This is a genomic window from Rhodococcus sp. GQ147, from assembly GCF_059759155.1.
Genome location: NZ_JCAXDU010000014.1, coordinates 15,185 through 32,561 on the forward strand (window position 1 = coordinate 15,185; position 17,377 = coordinate 32,561).

Annotated in this window: 13 protein-coding genes and 1 pseudogene; 8 read left to right on the forward strand and 6 right to left on the reverse strand. The window is 68.5% G+C overall.

Going from position 1 to position 17,377, the window contains the following annotated elements; translation table 11 throughout:
- Positions 1-18 precede the first annotated feature (18 nt).
- The 4 genes from AC6CID_RS16400 (at position 19) to AC6CID_RS16415 (ending at position 5,631) form a co-directional block, all read left to right on the forward strand.
- On the forward strand, positions 19-1,041 hold the full coding sequence (locus tag AC6CID_RS16400) for a proteasome assembly chaperone family protein (RefSeq protein WP_024100699.1): 1,023 nt from the start codon (positions 19-21) through the stop codon (positions 1,039-1,041).
- Positions 1,042-1,215: 174 nt separating this feature from the next.
- The gene (locus AC6CID_RS16405; RefSeq protein ID WP_006551325.1) at positions 1,216-2,253 is read left to right on the forward strand and encodes an alpha/beta fold hydrolase; all 1,038 of its coding nucleotides are present in this window, start codon (positions 1,216-1,218) and stop codon (positions 2,251-2,253) included.
- Positions 2,254-2,320: 67 nt separating this feature from the next.
- Complete coding sequence (locus AC6CID_RS16410; RefSeq protein ID WP_006551324.1) at positions 2,321-4,825, forward strand: DEAD/DEAH box helicase; 2,505 nt, start codon at positions 2,321-2,323, stop codon at positions 4,823-4,825.
- A 41-nt stretch (positions 4,826-4,866) separates the two neighbouring features.
- Positions 4,867-5,631 (forward strand): LysR family substrate-binding domain-containing protein, encoded by a 765-nt coding sequence (locus tag AC6CID_RS16415; protein ID WP_220665910.1) that lies wholly within the window; start codon positions 4,867-4,869, stop codon positions 5,629-5,631.
- An 87-nt stretch (positions 5,632-5,718) separates the two neighbouring features.
- Here AC6CID_RS16415 and AC6CID_RS16420 read toward each other — a convergent pair whose 3' ends face one another.
- Positions 5,719-6,648: a hydrogen peroxide-inducible genes activator gene (locus AC6CID_RS16420; RefSeq protein WP_220665909.1), complete on the reverse strand. Its 930-nt coding sequence runs from the start codon at positions 6,646-6,648 to the stop codon at positions 5,719-5,721.
- A gap of 101 nt (positions 6,649-6,749) precedes the next feature.
- Complete coding sequence (locus AC6CID_RS16425; RefSeq protein ID WP_006551321.1) at positions 6,750-7,460, reverse strand: hypothetical protein; 711 nt, start codon at positions 7,458-7,460, stop codon at positions 6,750-6,752.
- A gap of 72 nt (positions 7,461-7,532) precedes the next feature.
- Here AC6CID_RS16425 and AC6CID_RS16430 point away from each other — a divergent pair, with 72 nt between their 5' ends.
- A complete protein-coding gene (locus tag AC6CID_RS16430) occupies positions 7,533-7,799 on the forward strand; it encodes a hypothetical protein (protein WP_006551320.1) in 267 nt (88 codons plus the stop codon).
- Here AC6CID_RS16430 and AC6CID_RS16435 read toward each other — a convergent pair.
- Complete coding sequence (locus tag AC6CID_RS16435) at positions 7,759-8,952, reverse strand: aminotransferase family protein (RefSeq protein WP_064060813.1); 1,194 nt, start codon at positions 8,950-8,952, stop codon at positions 7,759-7,761. The two genes, AC6CID_RS16430 and AC6CID_RS16435, sit on opposite strands and share 41 nt — an antisense overlap.
- 124 nt (positions 8,953-9,076) lie before the next feature.
- Here AC6CID_RS16435 and AC6CID_RS16440 point away from each other — a divergent pair.
- A pseudogene (locus AC6CID_RS16440) lies at positions 9,077-9,878 on the forward strand (TIGR03621 family F420-dependent LLM class oxidoreductase).
- A gap of 67 nt (positions 9,879-9,945) precedes the next feature.
- Entirely contained in the window at positions 9,946-13,839 is a 3,894-nt protein-coding gene (gene hrpA, locus AC6CID_RS16445) for an ATP-dependent RNA helicase HrpA (RefSeq protein WP_498354205.1), read from the forward strand.
- Between the two features lie 42 nt (positions 13,840-13,881).
- On the opposite strand, the gene nrdR is transcribed toward hrpA, so the two are convergent.
- Both nrdR and AC6CID_RS16455 read right to left on the reverse strand, forming a co-directional pair.
- The gene (nrdR, locus tag AC6CID_RS16450; protein WP_006551317.1) at positions 13,882-14,352 is read right to left on the reverse strand and encodes a transcriptional regulator NrdR; all 471 of its coding nucleotides are present in this window, start codon (positions 14,350-14,352) and stop codon (positions 13,882-13,884) included.
- Between the two features lie 193 nt (positions 14,353-14,545).
- On the reverse strand, positions 14,546-15,109 hold the full coding sequence (locus AC6CID_RS16455) for a LysM peptidoglycan-binding domain-containing protein (RefSeq protein ID WP_498354206.1): 564 nt from the start codon (positions 15,107-15,109) through the stop codon (positions 14,546-14,548).
- Between the two features lie 253 nt (positions 15,110-15,362).
- Between AC6CID_RS16455 and lexA the strand changes: the two genes are divergently transcribed.
- Positions 15,363-16,073 (forward strand): transcriptional repressor LexA, encoded by a 711-nt coding sequence (gene lexA / locus AC6CID_RS16460; RefSeq protein ID WP_064060796.1) that lies wholly within the window; start codon positions 15,363-15,365, stop codon positions 16,071-16,073.
- Positions 16,074-16,149: 76 nt separating this feature from the next.
- Here the strand turns inward: lexA and AC6CID_RS16465 are convergent, their stop codons facing one another.
- Positions 16,150-17,292 carry an acyl-CoA dehydrogenase family protein gene (locus tag AC6CID_RS16465; RefSeq protein ID WP_006551314.1) on the reverse strand — a complete coding sequence of 381 codons (1,143 nt, stop codon included), beginning with the start codon at positions 17,290-17,292 and terminating at the stop codon, positions 16,150-16,152.
- Positions 17,293-17,377: the final 85 nt, after the last annotated feature.

Genomic DNA, 17,377 nt, shown 5'->3' on the forward strand with positions numbered 1-17,377 from the left:
GATCGGAGTGGTTCGCAGATGGACGAACAGTCCCGCATGTACGAGCTGGAATTCCCGGCTCCGCAGCTCACCTCCCCGGAAGGTGAGGGGCCGGTCCTCGTGCACGGTCTCGAAGGTTTCGCCGACGCGGGACACGCGGTGCGCCTGGCGACCACGCACCTGCGCGAGAGTCTGGAGACCGAGCTCGTCGCGTCGTTCGCCGTCGACGAACTGATCGACTACCGGTCGCGTCGGCCGCTCATGACGTTCAAGGCCGACCACTTCTCGGACTACGCCGAGCCCGAACTGAACCTGTACGCGCTCATCGATGAGGCCGGCACCCCGTTCCTGCTGCTCGCGGGTGCCGAGCCGGATCTGAAGTGGGAGCGTTTCATCACCGCGGTGCGGTTGCTCGCCGAGCAGTTCGGGGTGCGGCGGACCATCGGACTCAACGCGATCCCCATGGCGATCCCGCACACCCGGCCGTTGGCGGTCACCGCGCACTCGACGAACAAGGACCTCATCGCGGGGCACCACCGTTGGTCGGGCGAGCTCCAGGTGCCCGCGGGAGTGTCGTCGCTGCTCGAATACCGCATGGGCCAGCACGGGCACGAGTCCGTAGGCTTCTCCGTGCACGTGCCGCACTATCTCGCCCAGACCGACTATCCGGCGGCCGCCGAGACGCTGCTGACGAACGTCGCAGAGGTCGGCGGCCTCGAGCTGTCTCTGCAGGCGCTCGGTGAGGCCGCGGCGCGGGTGCGGGAGCAGATCGACGAGCACATCGAGGACAATGCCGAGGTCCTCGGCGTGGTGCACGCGCTCGAGCGGCAATACGACAGCTACGTCGCCGCCCAGGAACAGCAGACCTCTCCCCTGCCGACCGACGAGAGTCTGCCGACGGGTGAGGAGATCGGGGCGGAGTTCGAGCGGTTCCTCGCCGAATACGACCGGCGCGGCGCCGGTCCCGGCGGCGATCTCCCCGGTCCGGACGACGGAAGAACCGGCGACGGCGGATTCGGCGAGTTCGACCCGGACGACGGGGACGATTCCGCTCCGCGTTGACACCACGGCGGGTTCGCCGGATGTTTCATGATCATCACAATCGTCGTTGTCGACGTCACATACAGACATGTACGCTTCGGCGACATGCCACAGTGGTAGTTGTGTCCGGTTCTCGGCCACGGGTCGGGCAGCCTGACTACCACCACGCGATCACCGACGTCGCAGGAGACGCTCATGGTTCCACCGCGCGCCCGGACGCTCCGCCCGGTTCCGGACAACGAACCCCGCATCGTGTTCCGCACGATCCACGGTTACCGACGCGCGTTCCGCCTGGCCGGAAGCGGTCCCGCACTGCTGCTCGTACACGGAATCGGTGACGACTCGTCGACCTGGCAGGACGTGATCCCGCACCTGGCGGAGAAGTACACCGTGATCGCCCCCGACCTGCTCGGGCACGGTCGATCCGACAAGCCGCGGGCCGACTACTCGGTGGCCGCCTACGCGAACGGTATGCGCGACCTGCTGTCGGTCCTCGGGATCGAATCGGTCACGGTGATCGGCCATTCGCTCGGCGGCGGGGTGGCGATGCAGTTCGCCTACCAGTTCCCGCACATGGTCGAGCGTCTGGTGCTCGTCGCGTCCGGCGGGGTCACCAAGGACGTCCATCTTGCCCTGCGGCTGATCTCGGTGCCGATCGTCAGCGAAGCGCTGCGGGTCCTGCGACTGCCCGGGGCGATGCCCGTCCTGCGCGCTGCCGGCGCGATGCTGAACCGGGTCAACGGATCGCCACTGAGGCCCGGTGCCCTGCTGCACGACACCTCGGATCTGGTGCGCGTACTGGGGAACCTCCCCGACCCCACGGCCTACGAAGCGTATTTGCGCACGCTGCGCGCGGTGGTCGACTGGCGCGGTCAGGTGGTGACCATGCTCGACCGCTGTTATCTGACGGAGAACCTTCCCGTCCAGCTCATCTGGGGCGATCACGACAGCGTCATCCCCATCGCCCACGCCTATCTCGCGCATTCGGCCATGCCCGGTTCACGTCTCGAGATCTTCCGGGGCTCCGGCCACTTCCCGTTCCGCGACGACCCGCTGCGCTTCCTGCGGGTGGTCGAGAACTTCCTGGAGACCACCGCTCCCCTGGAGTTCGACCTCGACCGCTGGCGCCGGCTCCTCGTGTCGGGTGTGAGCGAGTCGCAGATCAGCGGTGGCCCGGAGACCCGCATGGCGGTGCTCGGCGCGATGGGTTCGGACGAGCGCAGCGCCACCTGACCTGCACTACACGCAGGGCCACGCGACCCGCAGCGGTGGGTCGGGTCCTTCCGACTAGCCTGGAGAAGTGCTGCTCCCCGATCTGATACCCGACCCCGTCGACGACGACGCGCTGTTCGACGCGTTCACCACCTGGACGACGGATCGTGGCATCTCGCTGTATCCGGCGCAGGAGGAAGCGCTCATGGAGCTCGTCGCCGGCTCCAACGTCATCCTCGCCACGCCCACCGGCTCGGGAAAGTCGATGGTAGCGCTCGGCGCGCACTTCTTCGCGCTCGCTGCCGGGAAGCGAACCTTCTACACCGCCCCGATCAAGGCGCTCGTGAGCGAGAAGTTCTTCGCCCTGTGTGACGTCTTCGGTGCCGACAAGGTCGGCATGATGACCGGCGACGCATCGGTCAACGCCGGAGCGCCGATCATCTGCGCGACCGCCGAGATCGTCGCGAATCTCGCGTTGCGCGAGGGACCGGACTCCGACATCGGCCAGGTCGTGATGGACGAGTTCCACTTCTACTCCGAACCCGACCGCGGGTGGGCGTGGCAGGTTCCGCTCATCGAGTTGCCGCACGCGCAGTTCCTGCTCATGTCCGCGACGCTCGGCGACGTGACCTTCCTACAGAAGGATCTGACCCGCCGCACCGGACGGCCGACGGTGGAGGTCTCGGGCTCCGAACGACCCGTCCCGTTGACCTTCTCGTACTCGCAGGCACCCATCGGTGAAGCGATCGAAGAACTCGTCACCACCCATCAGGCACCCGTCTACGTCGTGCACTTCACCCAGGCCGCGGCTCTCGAGCGCGCCCAGGCCCTGACCAGCGTGAACATGTGCACGAAGGCCGAGAAGGAGGCGATCGCCACCGCGCTGGGCGACTTCCGGTTCTCCACCGGCTTCGGCAAGACCCTCTCGCGTCTCGTCCGGCACGGTATCGGTGTGCACCATGCGGGCATGCTGCCGAAGTACCGGCGCCTGATCGAGAAGCTCGCGCAGGACGGGCTCCTGAAGGTCATCTGCGGAACCGACACGCTCGGCGTCGGCATCAACGTGCCGATCCGCACCGTGTTGCTCACGGGCCTGACGAAGTTCGACGGCACCCGCACCCGGCAGCTCAAGGCGCGCGAGTTCCACCAGATCGCCGGTCGCGCAGGCCGCGCGGGATACGACACGATGGGCACCGTCGTCGTACAGGCCCCCGAGCACGAGATCGAGAACGTCCGGGCCCTCGCCAAGGCCGGGGACGACCCGAAGAAGCGCCGGAAGGTGCAGCGCAAGAAGGCACCCGAAGGGTTCGTCTCGTGGGGCGAGGGCACCTTCGACAAGCTGATCGCGGCGTCGCCCGAACCGCTGCAGTCACGGTTCTCGGTGAGCAACTCGATGCTGCTCAACGTCATTGCGCGACCGGGCAACTGCTTCGACGCGATGCGGCATCTGCTCGAGGACAACCACGAACCCCGTCCGGCGCAGCGCAAGCACATCCTCAAGGCGATCTCGCTGTACCGGGGCCTGCTCCAAGCGGGTGTGGTGCAGCAACTCGACGAGCCCGACGAGTTCGGGCGCCGGGCCCGCCTCACCGTCGACCTGCAACGCGACTTCGCGCTCAACCAGCCGCTGTCGCCGTTCGCCCTCGCAGCGATCGAACTGCTCGACGTCGACTCCCCCACCTACGCGCTCGATGTGGTGTCGGTCATCGAATCGACCCTCGACGATCCCCGTCAGGTGCTCATGGCGCAGCAGCATGCCGCACGCGGTGAGGCCGTCGCACAGATGAAGGCCGACGGCATCGAGTACGACGAGCGGATGGAACTGCTCGAGGAGATCACCTGGCCCAAGCCGCTCGTGGAGCTACTCGAGCCGGCCTTCGAGACGTACCGGGGTGGGCATCCCTGGGTGTCGGAGTTCCCCCTCTCCCCGAAGTCGGTGGTGCGCGACATGATCGAGCGCAGCATGACCTTCTCCGAGATGGTCTCGCACTACGGCCTGGCCCGCTCCGAGGGGCTGGTCCTGCGCTATCTCGCCGACGCCTACCGCGCGCTGCGGCAGACGGTGCCGGACGCCGCGCGCACGGAGGAACTCGAGGACATCATCGAGTGGCTCGGCGAGCTGATCCGGCAGGTCGACTCATCGTTGCTCGACGAGTGGGAGTCCCTCACCCATCCCGGGGTGGAATCCGACGACCAGCAGATCGCGTTCGGCGTCGACTCCCCTCGCCCGTTGTCCGCGAACGTCCGCGCGTTCAAGGTCATGGTCCGCAACGCGATGTTCAAGCGGGTCGAACTGGCCTCGCGTCGACGCTGGGACGAACTCGCGGCCCTCGGCGACGGTCTCGACGCCGAGGACTGGGAAGACCTGCTCGAGCTGTACTTCGACGAGTACGACGAGATCGGTACCGGCCCCGACGCGCGTGGACCGCTGCTGTTCACCGTCGAGATGGGTCCCGAGTTGTGGCGGGTGCGTCAGACCCTGCACGATCCGCAGGGCGATCACGGCTGGGCGTTGATCGGCGAGGTGAACCTCCGCGAGTCCGATGCGGCCGGTGAAGTGGTGTTCGACGAGTTCGAGATCGTCGAGGGCTGATCGTCGCAGGCGGCGGACCTCGGGAGCGGTAGCCTGACTCGGTGAGCGAACCGACCGTGCAACCCTTCCGCTTGGCCTACGTCCCGGGTGTCACCCCCGCGAAGTGGGTGCGGGTGTGGAACGAGCGGATGCCGGACGTCCCGATCGAACTGGTCCCCGTCGAACCCACGGCCGGTGCGGATCCGCTACGCGAGGACGTCGCCGACATCGCGCTGCTGCGCCTGCCGCTGCAGCGGGACGGCCTGTCGGTCATCCCGCTCTACACCGAGGTCTCCGTCGTAGTGGTGCCCAAGGAGCACGTGTTCGCGGCGGTCGACGAGGTGTCGGTGTCCGACCTCGCCGACGAGACGGTGCTGCATCCGCTCGACGACGTGCTCGACTGGGTCGCCCTACCCGGTGAGGAGGCGTTCGAGCGGCCCGCGACCACCGAGGACGCGATCTCGCACGTCGCCTCGGAGGTGGGTGTGCTCGTCACGCCGCAGTCGCTCGCCCGCCTGTACCACCGCCGCGACCTGACCTACCGTCCCGTCGTCGACGCGCCCGCGTCCCAGGTGGGTCTCGTGTGGGTCACCGACCGGACGACCGATCACGTCGACGAGTTCGTGGGCATCGTCCGGGGACGGACGGCCAACAGTTCCCGTGGCCGCAGCGATTCCGAGCCGGACGCCGAGTCGGGCGGCACCTCGCGTCGTGGCGAACGCAAGGGCTCGACCCCGAAGCGCCGCGCGCCCGAGCCCAAGACGTCCCGCCGGGCGGGGACGTCCGCGCGGAAGCGCCCCGGGAAGCCTCGGCGCGGTAAGCGCTGATCGATACCGCCGCGGTAAGCATTGATCGACACTGCCGCGGTCGGTGCTGATCGACACTGCCGCGGTCGGCGCTGATCGGGGTCTTCGTCAGGAAACGGGGCGGCAGGTCGGCGGGACGCAGCCACGGATGGTGTCGGCGAGGATGCGGTAGTCGACTCCGCGTGGGGACGACGAGCGGAACACCAGCCCGATCCGGCGGCCGGGTGCCGGGTCCGCGAAGTGCGCGACCTCGAGGTCTCCCCGGGCAGTTTCGACGGCGACCGCGGAGGCCGGGACGAGGGTGACGCCCAATCGTCCTGCGACGCAGCGCACCACGGTGGACAGGGAGGTCGCGCGGGTGTCGCCGAGTGCCGGTCGCGCGTCGATGGACCGGCACAGGTCGAGTGTCTGGTCGCGCAGGCAGTGGCCTTCGTCGAGCAGCAGCAGTTGTGCGTCGTCGAGCGCGGAGACCGAGAGGTCGGTGCGCCCGGCGAGTTCGTGTCCGGTCGGCAGGACGAGGACGAAATCCTCGTCGTACAGCGGCACTTCGATGACACCCGAGACGTCTGCGGGCAGGGCGAGGACGGCGACGTCGAGGGTTCCGGCGCGCAGGGCGTCGAGGAGACGCGCGGTCTGGTCCTCGACGACCTGCAGCGACAGCGCCGGCATCGCCCGGTCGAGTGCGGGCAGGATCTCGGGCAGGACGTAGGGCGCGACGGTGGGGATCAGGCCCACCCGCAGCGGGCCCGAGAGTCCGTCGGACACTCCTGCAGCCGCGTCGACGAAGCCGTCGGCGGCGTCGAGTACCACCTCCGCGTAGGGAAGCAGGCGCGCTCCCACCGGTGTCACGAGCACGCGGCGGGTGCTCCGCTCGATGAGCTGGACGCCGAGGCCGTTCTCGAGAGCCGCCAGCCCCTGGGACAGGGTGGGCTGGCTGACCTCGAGTCGCGCTGCTGCCGTGCCGAAGTGGCGGTAGGTGGCCACCGCGACGAAGGCACGCAGCTGCGAGAGGGTGGGCTGGTAGCTCTGATCGGTCACGCCTATCAGTGTAGTGCGACCTATCGTCTCTACCTTTCGCAGCTATCGGACGGTCGTGCGTCGACCACGAGACGGGCGCTCGCTGCGCCGACTGCCAGGTCCTACGACGCCGAGCCCGCCGCTCTTCCGGCAGCGAGGTCGTCCTCGTCCAGCACGACCTCGATCTCGCCACCGAACTCCACACCGGGAGCGAGCGGCAGCCGATCGCCGCTCCAGAACCGGCCGGGGTCGTACCAGTTGCTCCCCCGGTGCCGTTGCCGCAGCAGCCCCATCTCCTCCAGCGTCAGCCCCACCACTTCGGCGCAGTACGCGCTCTCGAGCCCACCGGACGGTACGGCCGCCCGGCGACGGCGCGGGAGCCGGCCCGCGAACCATCGCCCCGTGAGTTTCGTCGTCGACGGGAACGGTGTGCCGTCGAGCCGCGCGATCGTGCGCAGCAGCTGGTCCTCCTGGTCCGGGGTGACCGCCACCGAGACCTGCCGCAGCCAGCCGCGCTGGCCGTAACGCGCGGCCCACACCTGCACCGCACTGCGCAGGTCGTGCAACTGCACGCCGCGCTGGTGCCGCCCGGTCCACATGTCCGGGAGACTGCGTCCGAGCTCGGCGTGCCACATCAGCGGCGGCAGGTCCTCGAGCGCGACCGTCATCCCCACGTGGTTCACCGGTGCGTTGGTCAGCGTCTGGATTGCTCGGTCGGCCGGGGTGGCGCCGCGGAAGATCCACAGGTCCCCCGTGCGGGTCGTCGCCACGGCCTCGTCGAGGGTGAGACGCGAACGCGCACCGGCGGACCGATCTGCCGACGAAGTGTCCATGCCGTCAGCCTGCCATGCCCGACGGCCGCTGGGGTCGTCCCCATGACCCCGACGGACCGCTAGGGTCGCCCCATGGCACTGCGCGGTGGCAAGTGGTGGAAGCTCGTCGGACTCGCTGGGATCGTGGGAGTCGCGGCGACCGGTGCTGTCGCCGCCCGCAACGAGCGACAGCGACGGAACTACAGCCCCGACGAGGTGCGTTCGGTGTTGCACGAGCGCTATGCCCGTTCACTCGCCGCACGCGACGGCAGCGCCGAACTCCCCCTCGCCGAGGTACCGATCGGGCCGAAGGAACGGATCAGCCGAGTGCTGCGGCGATTCCGTCGGCGAGATCGGTGATCTGCTCGTCGGTCATCACGAACGACGGGGAGATCTGCATCGCGCCCTGACCGGCCGCGCGTCCCGAGATCCCATGCTGCCGCAGGGTTTTGACGAAACCGAGAGCTTCGGACGGATCGGCGAGCTGCACGGCCGCCACCGCACCGAGGCCGCTGCGCACCTCGGCCACCCGCGGGTGGTCCGCCAGCGGAGCGAGCTTCTCGTGCAGAGTCCGCTCGATCCGCGCCGCCTCGGCGAGCAGATTCTCACGCTCGATGATGTCGAGGTTGGCGAGCGCGGCCGCCGCAGCAGCGGCGTGCCCACCGTAGGTGTAGCCGTGGCGCCACCACACGTCTCCGGCGAAGAACGGTTCGGCGACGCGCGGAGCGACGAACAGGGCGCCCATCGGCAGGTAACCGGAGGTGAGTCCCTTGGCGGTGGTGACCATGTCGGGCTCCAGGTCGAATCGCGACGACGCGAACCACGAACCACCGATACGACCGAAGCCGGTGACCACCTCGTCGACGACGAACAGGATGTCGTGGTCGCGGCAGATGTCGCGGATCTCGGCGAGATAGCCGTCCGGCGGCAGGTACACCCCGCCCGCACCGATGACGGGTTCGCAGAAGAAGGCCGCGATGGAGTCGGCACCGACCGAATCGATGAGTTCGAGCAGCGCCTTGGCGTCGTCCCACGCAACCCGCGCGGTGTCCTCCCACAGGCGGCCGTAGCCCTCACCGTTGACGGGGATACCGGCGAGCGAGGTGCCGCCGACGTGCATGCCGTGGTACGCCTTCTCGCGCGAGACCAGCAGCCGCTTGCCGGGCTTCCCGACCTCCTGCCAGTACCGCCGCGCGAGCTTGGCCGCCGAGTCGACGGAGTCGGATCCACCGGAGGTGAAGAAGATCTTGCTGCCCGGAACCGGGGCGATCCCCGCGAGACGCTCGGCGAGTTCGACGGCGGGTTCGGAGGTCAGATCGCCGAAGTTCGAGTAGTGGGCGAGCTTGGCGACCTGCGCTGCGATCGCGTCGCCGATCTCGGTGCGGCCGTGACCGACATTGGTGAACCACAGTCCGGCGGTGGCATCGAGGTAACGGTTGCCGGCGTCGTCCCAGATGTACGCGCCTTCCCCGCGCGACACGACGAATGCGCCGTCCCGTTCGATCGCGCCCATATCGGCGAATCCGTGCCACAACGCACCCACGACCAACTCCCGTCCACGACGATCACGACACCCGCCATCGTATGCGGAGGAAACGACTCTGGCGCCGGAGGCCCGTACCCGCCACCCTGGTGCCATGACCGAGTTCCGCTTCTCCGTCAACATCTTCGAGGTCGGGTCTCCCGATGTGTTCGTTCGCTGGTGCCGCGCCGTCGAGGACGCGGGTTTCGACGCGGTGTACGCGGCCGACCATCTCGGTGTCCCCGCGCCGTTCCCCGTCCTGGTCGCCGCCGCCGGTGCCACCGAGCGTCTGCGGGTCGGCACGATGGTGCTCAATGCCGGTTTCTGGAATCCGGCACTGCTCGCCCGCGAGATCGCGACCACCGATGTGCTCACCGGCGGCCGGCTCGAGATCGGCCTCGGAGCAGGGGCCACATGAGATGGGAGTTCGAGGCGGCCGGGATCGAGTGGGAACGCTTCGACGAGCGCGCCGAGCGTCTCGAATCCACCGTGCAGGAACTGCAGCGATCGTTCACCGCGCCCGGTTTCGACGAGCAGGCGGCGTTGCGCGAAGCATTAGACCTGCCCGTGCTCCGTCCGGTGCAGCGGCGCGGATTCGGCGGCTACGGCCCGCCCCTGATCGTCGGAGGCACCGCGACCGGATCTTTTCCGTCGTCGCCGCCCACGCCGACATCGTGAGTGTCGCGGGTGCCGTCCTGCTGCCCGGGAGGCCACCGGGGACGTTCCGCATCGCCACCCCGGCCGAGGCCGACGACCTGCTCGACTCGCCGTTCGTGCTGATCGGCACGGTCGACGAGATGGCCGGGCAGATCCTGCACAGCCGGGAGCGCTACGGGTTCACCCACTTCACGGTCCACGCCCCGTACCGGGAGACCTTCGGTGAAGTGATCGGCCGGGTGCGTGCTCTGGCGGGCTGACCACCTGGCCTGCCTGCCCTCCCCGACCGGCCCCGACCGGGTCGTTTCGCTAGGCTGTGTGATCAGCATGTCCATCTCCCCCGCCCCGAATCGTCGCGAACTGCGCGCTGCCCTGTCCGAGGTCTCCCTCCGCGACGAGAACCGCCTCCGTCGCAGGCTCGACCGGGCGCGGGGCGGCGAGGCGCTGACCGAGGTCGCCGCCGAGATCGAGACCGCCCGCGCCCGGCTCACGTCCCGTGCGTCGTCGGTCCCGGAGATCCGTTATCCCGAGGACCTACCGGTCTCGCAGCGCAAGGACGACATCGCCGCCGCGATCCGCGACCACCAGGTCGTAGTGGTCGCCGGTGAGACCGGTTCGGGCAAGACGACGCAGATCCCGAAGATCTGCCTCGAACTCGGGCGCGGGGTTCGCGGCCTGATCGGCCACACCCAGCCGCGCCGTATCGCCGCGCGCGCCGTCGCCGAGCGACTCGCGGAGGAACTGGACACCGAGCTCGGCGACGCCGTCGGATACACGGTGCGCTTCAACGATCAGGTCACCGAGTCGACACTCGTCAAGCTGATGACCGACGGCATCCTCCTCGCCGAGATCCAGCGCGACCGCCTGCTGCGCCAGTACGACACGCTCATCATCGACGAGGCGCACGAGCGCAGCCTCAACATCGACTTCCTGCTCGGCTACCTCGCGCAGCTGCTTCCGCGTCGCCCCGACCTGAAGGTGATCATCACCTCGGCGACGATCGACCCCGAACGTTTCGCGCGCCACTTCGCCGACGCGAACGGCACGCCTGCCCCCATCGTGGAGGTCTCCGGCCGCACCTATCCCGTCGAGGTGCGTTACCGGCCGCTGACCGTCGAGGTGGGCGACACGCTGGTCGACCGCGACCCCGTCGACGCGGTGTGCGAGGCCGTCGAGGAACTCCAGCGTGAGGGCGACGGCGACATCCTGGTCTTCCTCTCCGGCGAGCGCGAGATCCGCGACACCGCCGACGCACTGCGCGACCGCAAGCTCCGCAACACCGAGATCCTCCCGCTCTACGGACGCCTGTCGGCGGCCGAACAGCACCGGGTCTTCGCACCGCACACGGGCCGGCGGGTCGTGTTGTCCACCAACGTCGCCGAGACGTCCCTGACGGTTCCCGGCATCCGCTACGTCGTCGACCCCGGCACCGCACGTATCTCGCGGTACTCGGTGCGGACGAAGGTGCAGCGACTGCCGATCGAGCCGATCTCGCAGGCCTCGGCGCGGCAGCGCGCCGGACGGTGCGGTCGTGTCGCCGACGGCATCTGCATCCGTCTGTACTCGGAGGACGACTTCGACGGCCGGCCGGAGTTCACCGAGCCCGAGATCCTGCGCACCAACCTCGCGTCGGTAGTGTTGCAGATGACGGCGCTCGGTCTCGGCGACATCGAGGCGTTCCCGTTCGTGGAGGCCCCGGATCCCCGCGCGATCCGCGACGGCATCGCTCTGCTCGAGGAGCTCGGCGCGCTCGAACCCGCCAAGAAGGGCGAGACGCCGCGCCTGACCGCGACGGGCCGCGAGATCGCCCGCCTGCCCGTCGATCCGCGCATGGCCCGCATGATCGTCGAGGGCCACCGGAACGGATGTCTGCGCGAGGTGCTCATCATCGTCGCGGCCCTGTCGATCCAGGACGTGCGCGAACGCCCGACCGAGTTCCAGCAGGCCGCCGACGAGAAGCACGCCCGGTTCGCGGTCGAGGGCTCGGACTTCCTGGCCTTCCTGCGATTGTGGGACTACCTGAAGGAGCAACGGCGGGAACTGTCGTCGAGCAGGTTCCGCAGGTTGTGCCGCGACGAGTTCCTGCACTGGTTGCGGATCCGTGAGTGGCAGGACCTGCAGGGGCAGCTCCGTCAGATCACTGTCGACATGGGCTGGCAGACGCACCACCGCGACGTGAATCCCGACGACGTCCACAAGTCCCTGCTTGCAGGTCTGCTGTCGCACATCGGTCTTCGCGAGGGCGACAAGCGCGACTTCCTCGGTGCCCGCGGCGCACGGTTCGCCGTCTTCCCGGGATCGTCGTTGTTCAAGAAGCCTCCGCGCTGGGTCATGGCCGCCGAACTCGTGGAGACCTCACGGCTGTGGGCGCGGACGGCCGCGCGCATCGAACCCGAATGGGTCGAGAAGCTCGCTCCGCACCTGGTCAAGCGCACCTACTCGGAGCCGCACTGGTCGACGCGCCGCGAGTCGGCGATGGCCTACGAACGCGTCACGCTCTACGGCATCCCCCTGGTCGCCCAGCGTCCCGTGCCGTACGGACGGATCGATCCGGAGGTCTCGCGCGAACTGTTCATCCGCCACGCCCTCGTGCAAGGCGAATGGCGCACGCAGCACAAGTTCTTCCACGACAACCGGGCGCTGCTCGAGGACGTCGAGGAACTCGAACACCGTGCGCGCCGGCGCGACATCGTCGTCGACGACGAGACCCTGTTCGACTTCTACGACCAGCGGGTAGGCCCGGAGGCGATCTCGGCCCGGCACTTCGACACGTGGTGGAAGAAGACCCGCAGGCAGCAACCCGACCTGCTGACGTTCACGCCGGACACCGTGGTGAACCAGGACGCCGCCTCGGTGCTCGAGGGCGACTATCCGGACGCGTGGCGCCAGGGCGAGATCCAGTTCCCCCTCACCTACCAGTTCGAGCCGGGCACGGAGGAGGACGGTGTCACCGCCCGCGTCCCCGTCGCGCTGCTCGCGAACCTCAAGTCCGTCGGTTTCGACTGGCTGGTACCCGGGATGCGGACCGAGCTGGTCACGGCCCTCATCAAGACCCTGCCGAAACACCTTCGGAGGCAGGTCGTACCGGCTCCCGATTTCGCAGCGGCCGCCCTCGCCTCGGTGACGCCGCGCTCCGAACCGCTCGTCAATGCGATGGCCCGCGAGCTGTCCCGGCTCGGCCGGTGCACGATCGAGTCCTCGGACTTCGATACCGGTGCGTTGCCCGACCATCTGCGGATGACCTTCGCCGCGGTCGACGAGCGCGGCACCGTGCTCGGCCGCAGCAAGAGCCTGGCGGCCCTGCGGAAGAAGTTGGCTCCGCGGGTCGAAGCGGAGGTCTCGCGCGCCGCTGCGGGCACCGAACGTCCCGCGGCGGTGGTGTGGACGGCCGAGACCCTCGGGAACCTGCCGGAGACCGTCATCCGCGAGGTCGGTGGCCGGAAGGTCACCGGTTACCCTGCCCTGGTCGCGGAGAAGGACGGCGTCGCGGTGCGCGTGCTCAGCACACCGCAGGCCCAGCAGAACGCGACGCGTCAGGGGTTGCGTGCCCTGCTTCTGTCGTCGGCACCGACGAAGGCGAAGGCCGTGACCTCGGGGCTGACCAACATGGAGCGGCTCGCGCTCGGGCGGAACCCCGACGGATCGTTCGAAGCGCTGATCGAGGACTGCCGTGCCTGCGCGGTGGACGAACTTATCGCCGCACACGGCGCACCCGTGCGCACGCCCGACGAGTTCGAGGCGCTCGCGGCCACGGTGCGGTCACACCTGCCGGGGCGCGTGGCCCGTCTGTTGAAAGCGGTTGTGCCCGTGCTGTCCCGCGCCCACGAGGTGGGTGTGCTCCTCGATCGGTCGGACGGCGAGGCTGCCGACGACGTACGCGAACAGCTGCAGTCGTTGCTGTTCCCCGGCTTCGTCACCGATCTGGGGTCGCGGCGGATCGCCGACCTGCCGCGCTATCTCACCGCGGCCGCGCAACGCCTGGAGGCGTTGCCGGCGAGTGCGCATCGCGATGCCGCGGGAATGGATGTGCTCGATCGCGTCTACGGCGCCTACGACAAGCTACTCGCACGACTGCCGGAGGAACGGCGCGCCGCGCCCGAGGTGGTCGAGATCTACTGGATGATCGAGGAACTGCGCGTGAGCCTGTTCGCGCAGGGTCTCGGAACGCGGATCCCAGTGTCGGAGAAGCGCGTCCTGAAGGCGATCGACGGGATCCGGTAGCGACCGGACCGGCCGGCGTGCGGTCGGCTTCGACCGGGTCGCTCAGTCGGTCTCGACCGAGCAGGACTTCTTGTGCTCGCGCAGTTCCTGGATCTCGCGTTCGAAATCCTCTGCAGAACTGAAGGAACGGTAGACCGAGGCGAATCGAAGATAGGCAACCTCGTCGAGATCGCGTAGGGGTCCGAGGATCGCCAGTCCGACCTCGTGGCTCGGGACCTCGGGTGAGCCCTTCGCCCGCACCGCGTCCTCGACCTGCTGCGCGAGCTTGTTGAGTGCGTCGTTGTCGACATCGCGTCCCTGGCAGGCGCGGGCCACGCCGCGCACGACCTTCTCGCGGCTGAACGGCTCGGTCACGCCGCTGCGCTTGACGACGGACAGCACGGCCGTCTCGACTGTGGTGAAGCGGCGCCCGCATTCGGGACACGCCCGCCGACGACGGATCGCGGCACCCTCGTCTGCCTCGCGCGAATCGACCACCCGGGAATCGGGATGGCGGCAATACGGGCAGTACATGTCGGTTCCTTCGTCGTGCCCGTGCGGGTCGCGACGTCGGCGCCGAAGCGATGTCTCCCGACCGGAACCGTCTCCACCCGCGAGTGGGCCGACACCGCCGCAACCACACGGAGTGGTGTGACTGACAGTGTTAGACAATACCCGCCTGTCCGGCTCGGGAGCGGATCGCGGGTCCGGCGGGGCCACGACGCCCTCATTCCCGGCTGGAATCCGGCAAGAGGAGGCGGCTTCCGGCCTGCACGGCCGTACCGTCGAGCGAGTTGAGGTCGGCGATCCTCGCGACCGTGACGTCGGGCCACACGCGAGCGGCCAAGGCCTCCAAACTCTCCCCCTCTCGCACGACCGTGGTGCCGGCGCTCTGCGAGATCACCTCATCGGTGCGCACGTGGGCGAGCACGAGGAGCATCGTGGTCGCGAGCGCGGTGAGGAGCACCGTCGTGGCCATCTGCCGCCAACTCGTCCCCTCCGCAGGCCGGCGACTGCGCGGTGCGATCTCCGAACGGCGGTGCAGGGGTTCCCGCGAGGGCGCGGCGACGCGCGGTCTCGTCCGCGCCGGGACACGGGTGCGATGGTGCAGCGTCGACGTCGCGATCGGCCGGATGCGATATGCCGCCGCCCCGGGCGCACCTGCTCCCAGCGGGCCCACGACGGTCCGCCCTGCCGTGCTCGTCCGGACTGAGGCACCGGTTCGGACCACCGCGCCCTGTCGCGCCGTACCCACCGGAACCGCCGTGTCGATCCGAACCGCTCTGCTCATCGGAAATCCTCCGTGTCGCTGTGCGTGGTCTTCCGACCCCGTCCGTGTCGCTGTGCGTGGTCTTCCGACCCCGTCCGACCACTCGATCATGTGTTCGAACGAAAGTCTGTTCGAATGTTCTATCACGAGTCACAGCCTGACGGCAGCTCCTCGGAGGGTGAATCTCGAACATCTGTTTGATATACGCGCGGGATCTCGATAGATTCGAAAGGCAACTTGCAACCCATCCGACACTCGCCGCACGGAGGTCACGATGAAGGCGGACGGAACATCCACAGCCCGCCGGGGCGGACCCGCGACCGACGATCCCACCGCGAGCCTCACCGAGCGTCAGCGTCGTGTGCTCGAGGTCATCCGCGATTCCGTCAGCGAACGGGGGTACCCGCCGAGCATCCGTGAGATCGGCGACGCCGTCGGCCTCAACTCCACATCCTCCGTCGCACACCAGCTGCGCACGCTCGAACGGAAGGGCTTCCTGCGCCGGGATCCGAACCGTCCGCGTGCCGTGGACGTCCGCGGTCTCGAGCCCACCCCCGCACCCGAGTCCTCGCCCGAGGTGGTCGCCGGCTCGTCGACCGACGACATCCCTTCGGCGGCAATGGTTCCCGTCGTCGGCCGGATCGCTGCCGGTGGTCCGATCCTGGCCGAGGAATCGGTCGAGGATATCTTCCCGCTGCCGCGCGAACTCGTCGGTCAGGGCTCGCTGTTCCTGCTCAAGGTCGTCGGCCAGTCGATGATCGACGCAGCCATCTGCGACGGCGACTGGGTGGTCGTCCGGCAGCAGAACGTCGCCGACAACGGCGATATCGTCGCCGCGATGCTCGACGGCGAGGCCACCGTCAAGACGTTCAAGCGGGTCGACGGCGACGTCTGGCTCATGCCGCACAACCCGATGTTCGAACCCATCCCGGGCAACGACGCAGTCGTCCTCGGCAAGGTCGTCACGGTCGTCCGCAAGATCTGATCCCCGGGCCACCGGCGACGAACGAGACCGGGGTGGCTCCGCACAGCGGAGCCACCCCGACCTTCTCGTACGTGCCTCAGACGTTGAGGCCGCGCCCGATGACTTCCTTCATGATCTCGTTCGTGCCGCCGTAGATCTTCTGCACGCGGGCATCGAGGTACGCCTTGGCGACCGGGTACTCGCGCATGTAGCCGTAGCCACCGTGCAGCTGCAGGCAGCGGTCGATCAGCTCGACCTGCTTGTCGGTGGTCCAGTACTTGGCCATCGCGGCCTCCTGGACGGTGAGCTTCTTCTCGTTGAGCAGCTCGATGCACCGGTCCACGAACACCCGGGCCAGCTGGGTCTCGGTGGCGAGCTCGGCGAGCTCGAAGCGGGTGTTCTGGAACTTGCCGATCGGCTTGCCGAACGCCTTGCGGTCGCGGCAGTACTGGATCGTGTCGTCGAGCACGCGCTCCATCGCAGCAGCGGCGACGACGGCGATCGCGAGACGTTCCTGCGGCAGGTTCTGCATCAGGTAGATGAAGCCCATGCCCTCCTGGCCGAGGAGGTTGGCCGCCGGGACGCGAACGTCGTTGAAGCTGAGCTCCGCCGTGTCCTGAGCGTCGAGGCCGATCTTGTCGAGGTTGCGTCCCCGCTCGAAGCCCGGCATGCCGCGCTCGACGACGAGCAGCGAGAAGCCCTGGGCGCCCTTCTCCGGGTCGGTGCATGCGACGACGATCACCAGATCGGAGTGGATGCCGTTGGTGATGAACGTCTTGGCGCCGTTGAGGACCCAGTCGTCACCGTCGCGCACCGCGCGGGTCTTGATGCCCTGCAGGTCGCTGCCGGTGCCCGGCTCTGTCATCGCGATGGCCGTGATCAGCTCACCCGAACAGAAGCCCGGGAGCCAACGCTTCTTCTGCTCCTCGTTGGCGAGCTCGAGCAGGTAGGGAGCGACGACATCGTTGTGCAGCATGAAGCCCAGACCGCTGAAGCCCAGCTTGGTGGTCTCCTCGGCCATGATGGCGTTGTAGCGGAAGTCGTCCATGCCACCGCCGCCGTACTCCTCCGGCACCGCCATGCCGAGGAAGCCCTGCGCGCCGGCCTTCTTCCACACCTCACGGTCGACGATCTTGTCCTTCTCCCACTGCTCGTGGAAGGGGGCCACCTCCTGTTCGAGGAACTTCCGGTACGACTCCCGGAAGAGGTCGTGCTCGGGCTCGAATAGGGTGCGTTGCATCTGCGCTCCTGTGTGAGACGTCGTTCGACATACTCACGGTATGCAGACGAGGGCGCGGTGACGCTGACACAACCGAGCGCATTTT

What these genes read in the sequence shown, in the direction of transcription:
- AC6CID_RS16400 (WP_024100699.1), top strand. Translation starts at nt 19, where the DNA reads ATGGACGAACAGTCCCGCATGTACGAGCTGGAATTCCCGGCTCCGCAG.
- AC6CID_RS16405 (WP_006551325.1), top strand. Translation starts at nt 1,216, where the DNA reads ATGGTTCCACCGCGCGCCCGGACGCTCCGCCCGGTTCCGGACAACGAA.
- AC6CID_RS16425 (WP_006551321.1), bottom strand. Translation starts at nt 7,460, where the DNA reads ATGGACACTTCGTCGGCAGATCGGTCCGCCGGTGCGCGTTCGCGTCTC.
- AC6CID_RS16430 (WP_006551320.1), top strand. Translation starts at nt 7,533, where the DNA reads ATGGCACTGCGCGGTGGCAAGTGGTGGAAGCTCGTCGGACTCGCTGGG.
- AC6CID_RS16435 (WP_064060813.1), bottom strand. Translation starts at nt 8,952, where the DNA reads ATGGGCGCGATCGAACGGGACGGCGCATTCGTCGTGTCGCGCGGGGAA.
- hrpA (WP_498354205.1), top strand. Translation starts at nt 9,946, where the DNA reads ATGTCCATCTCCCCCGCCCCGAATCGTCGCGAACTGCGCGCTGCCCTG.
- nrdR (WP_006551317.1), bottom strand. Translation starts at nt 14,352, where the DNA reads ATGTACTGCCCGTATTGCCGCCATCCCGATTCCCGGGTGGTCGATTCG.
- AC6CID_RS16455 (WP_498354206.1), bottom strand. Translation starts at nt 15,109, where the DNA reads ATGAGCAGAGCGGTTCGGATCGACACGGCGGTTCCGGTGGGTACGGCG.
- lexA (WP_064060796.1), top strand. Translation starts at nt 15,363, where the DNA reads ATGAAGGCGGACGGAACATCCACAGCCCGCCGGGGCGGACCCGCGACC.
- AC6CID_RS16465 (WP_006551314.1), bottom strand. Translation starts at nt 17,292, where the DNA reads ATGCAACGCACCCTATTCGAGCCCGAGCACGACCTCTTCCGGGAGTCG.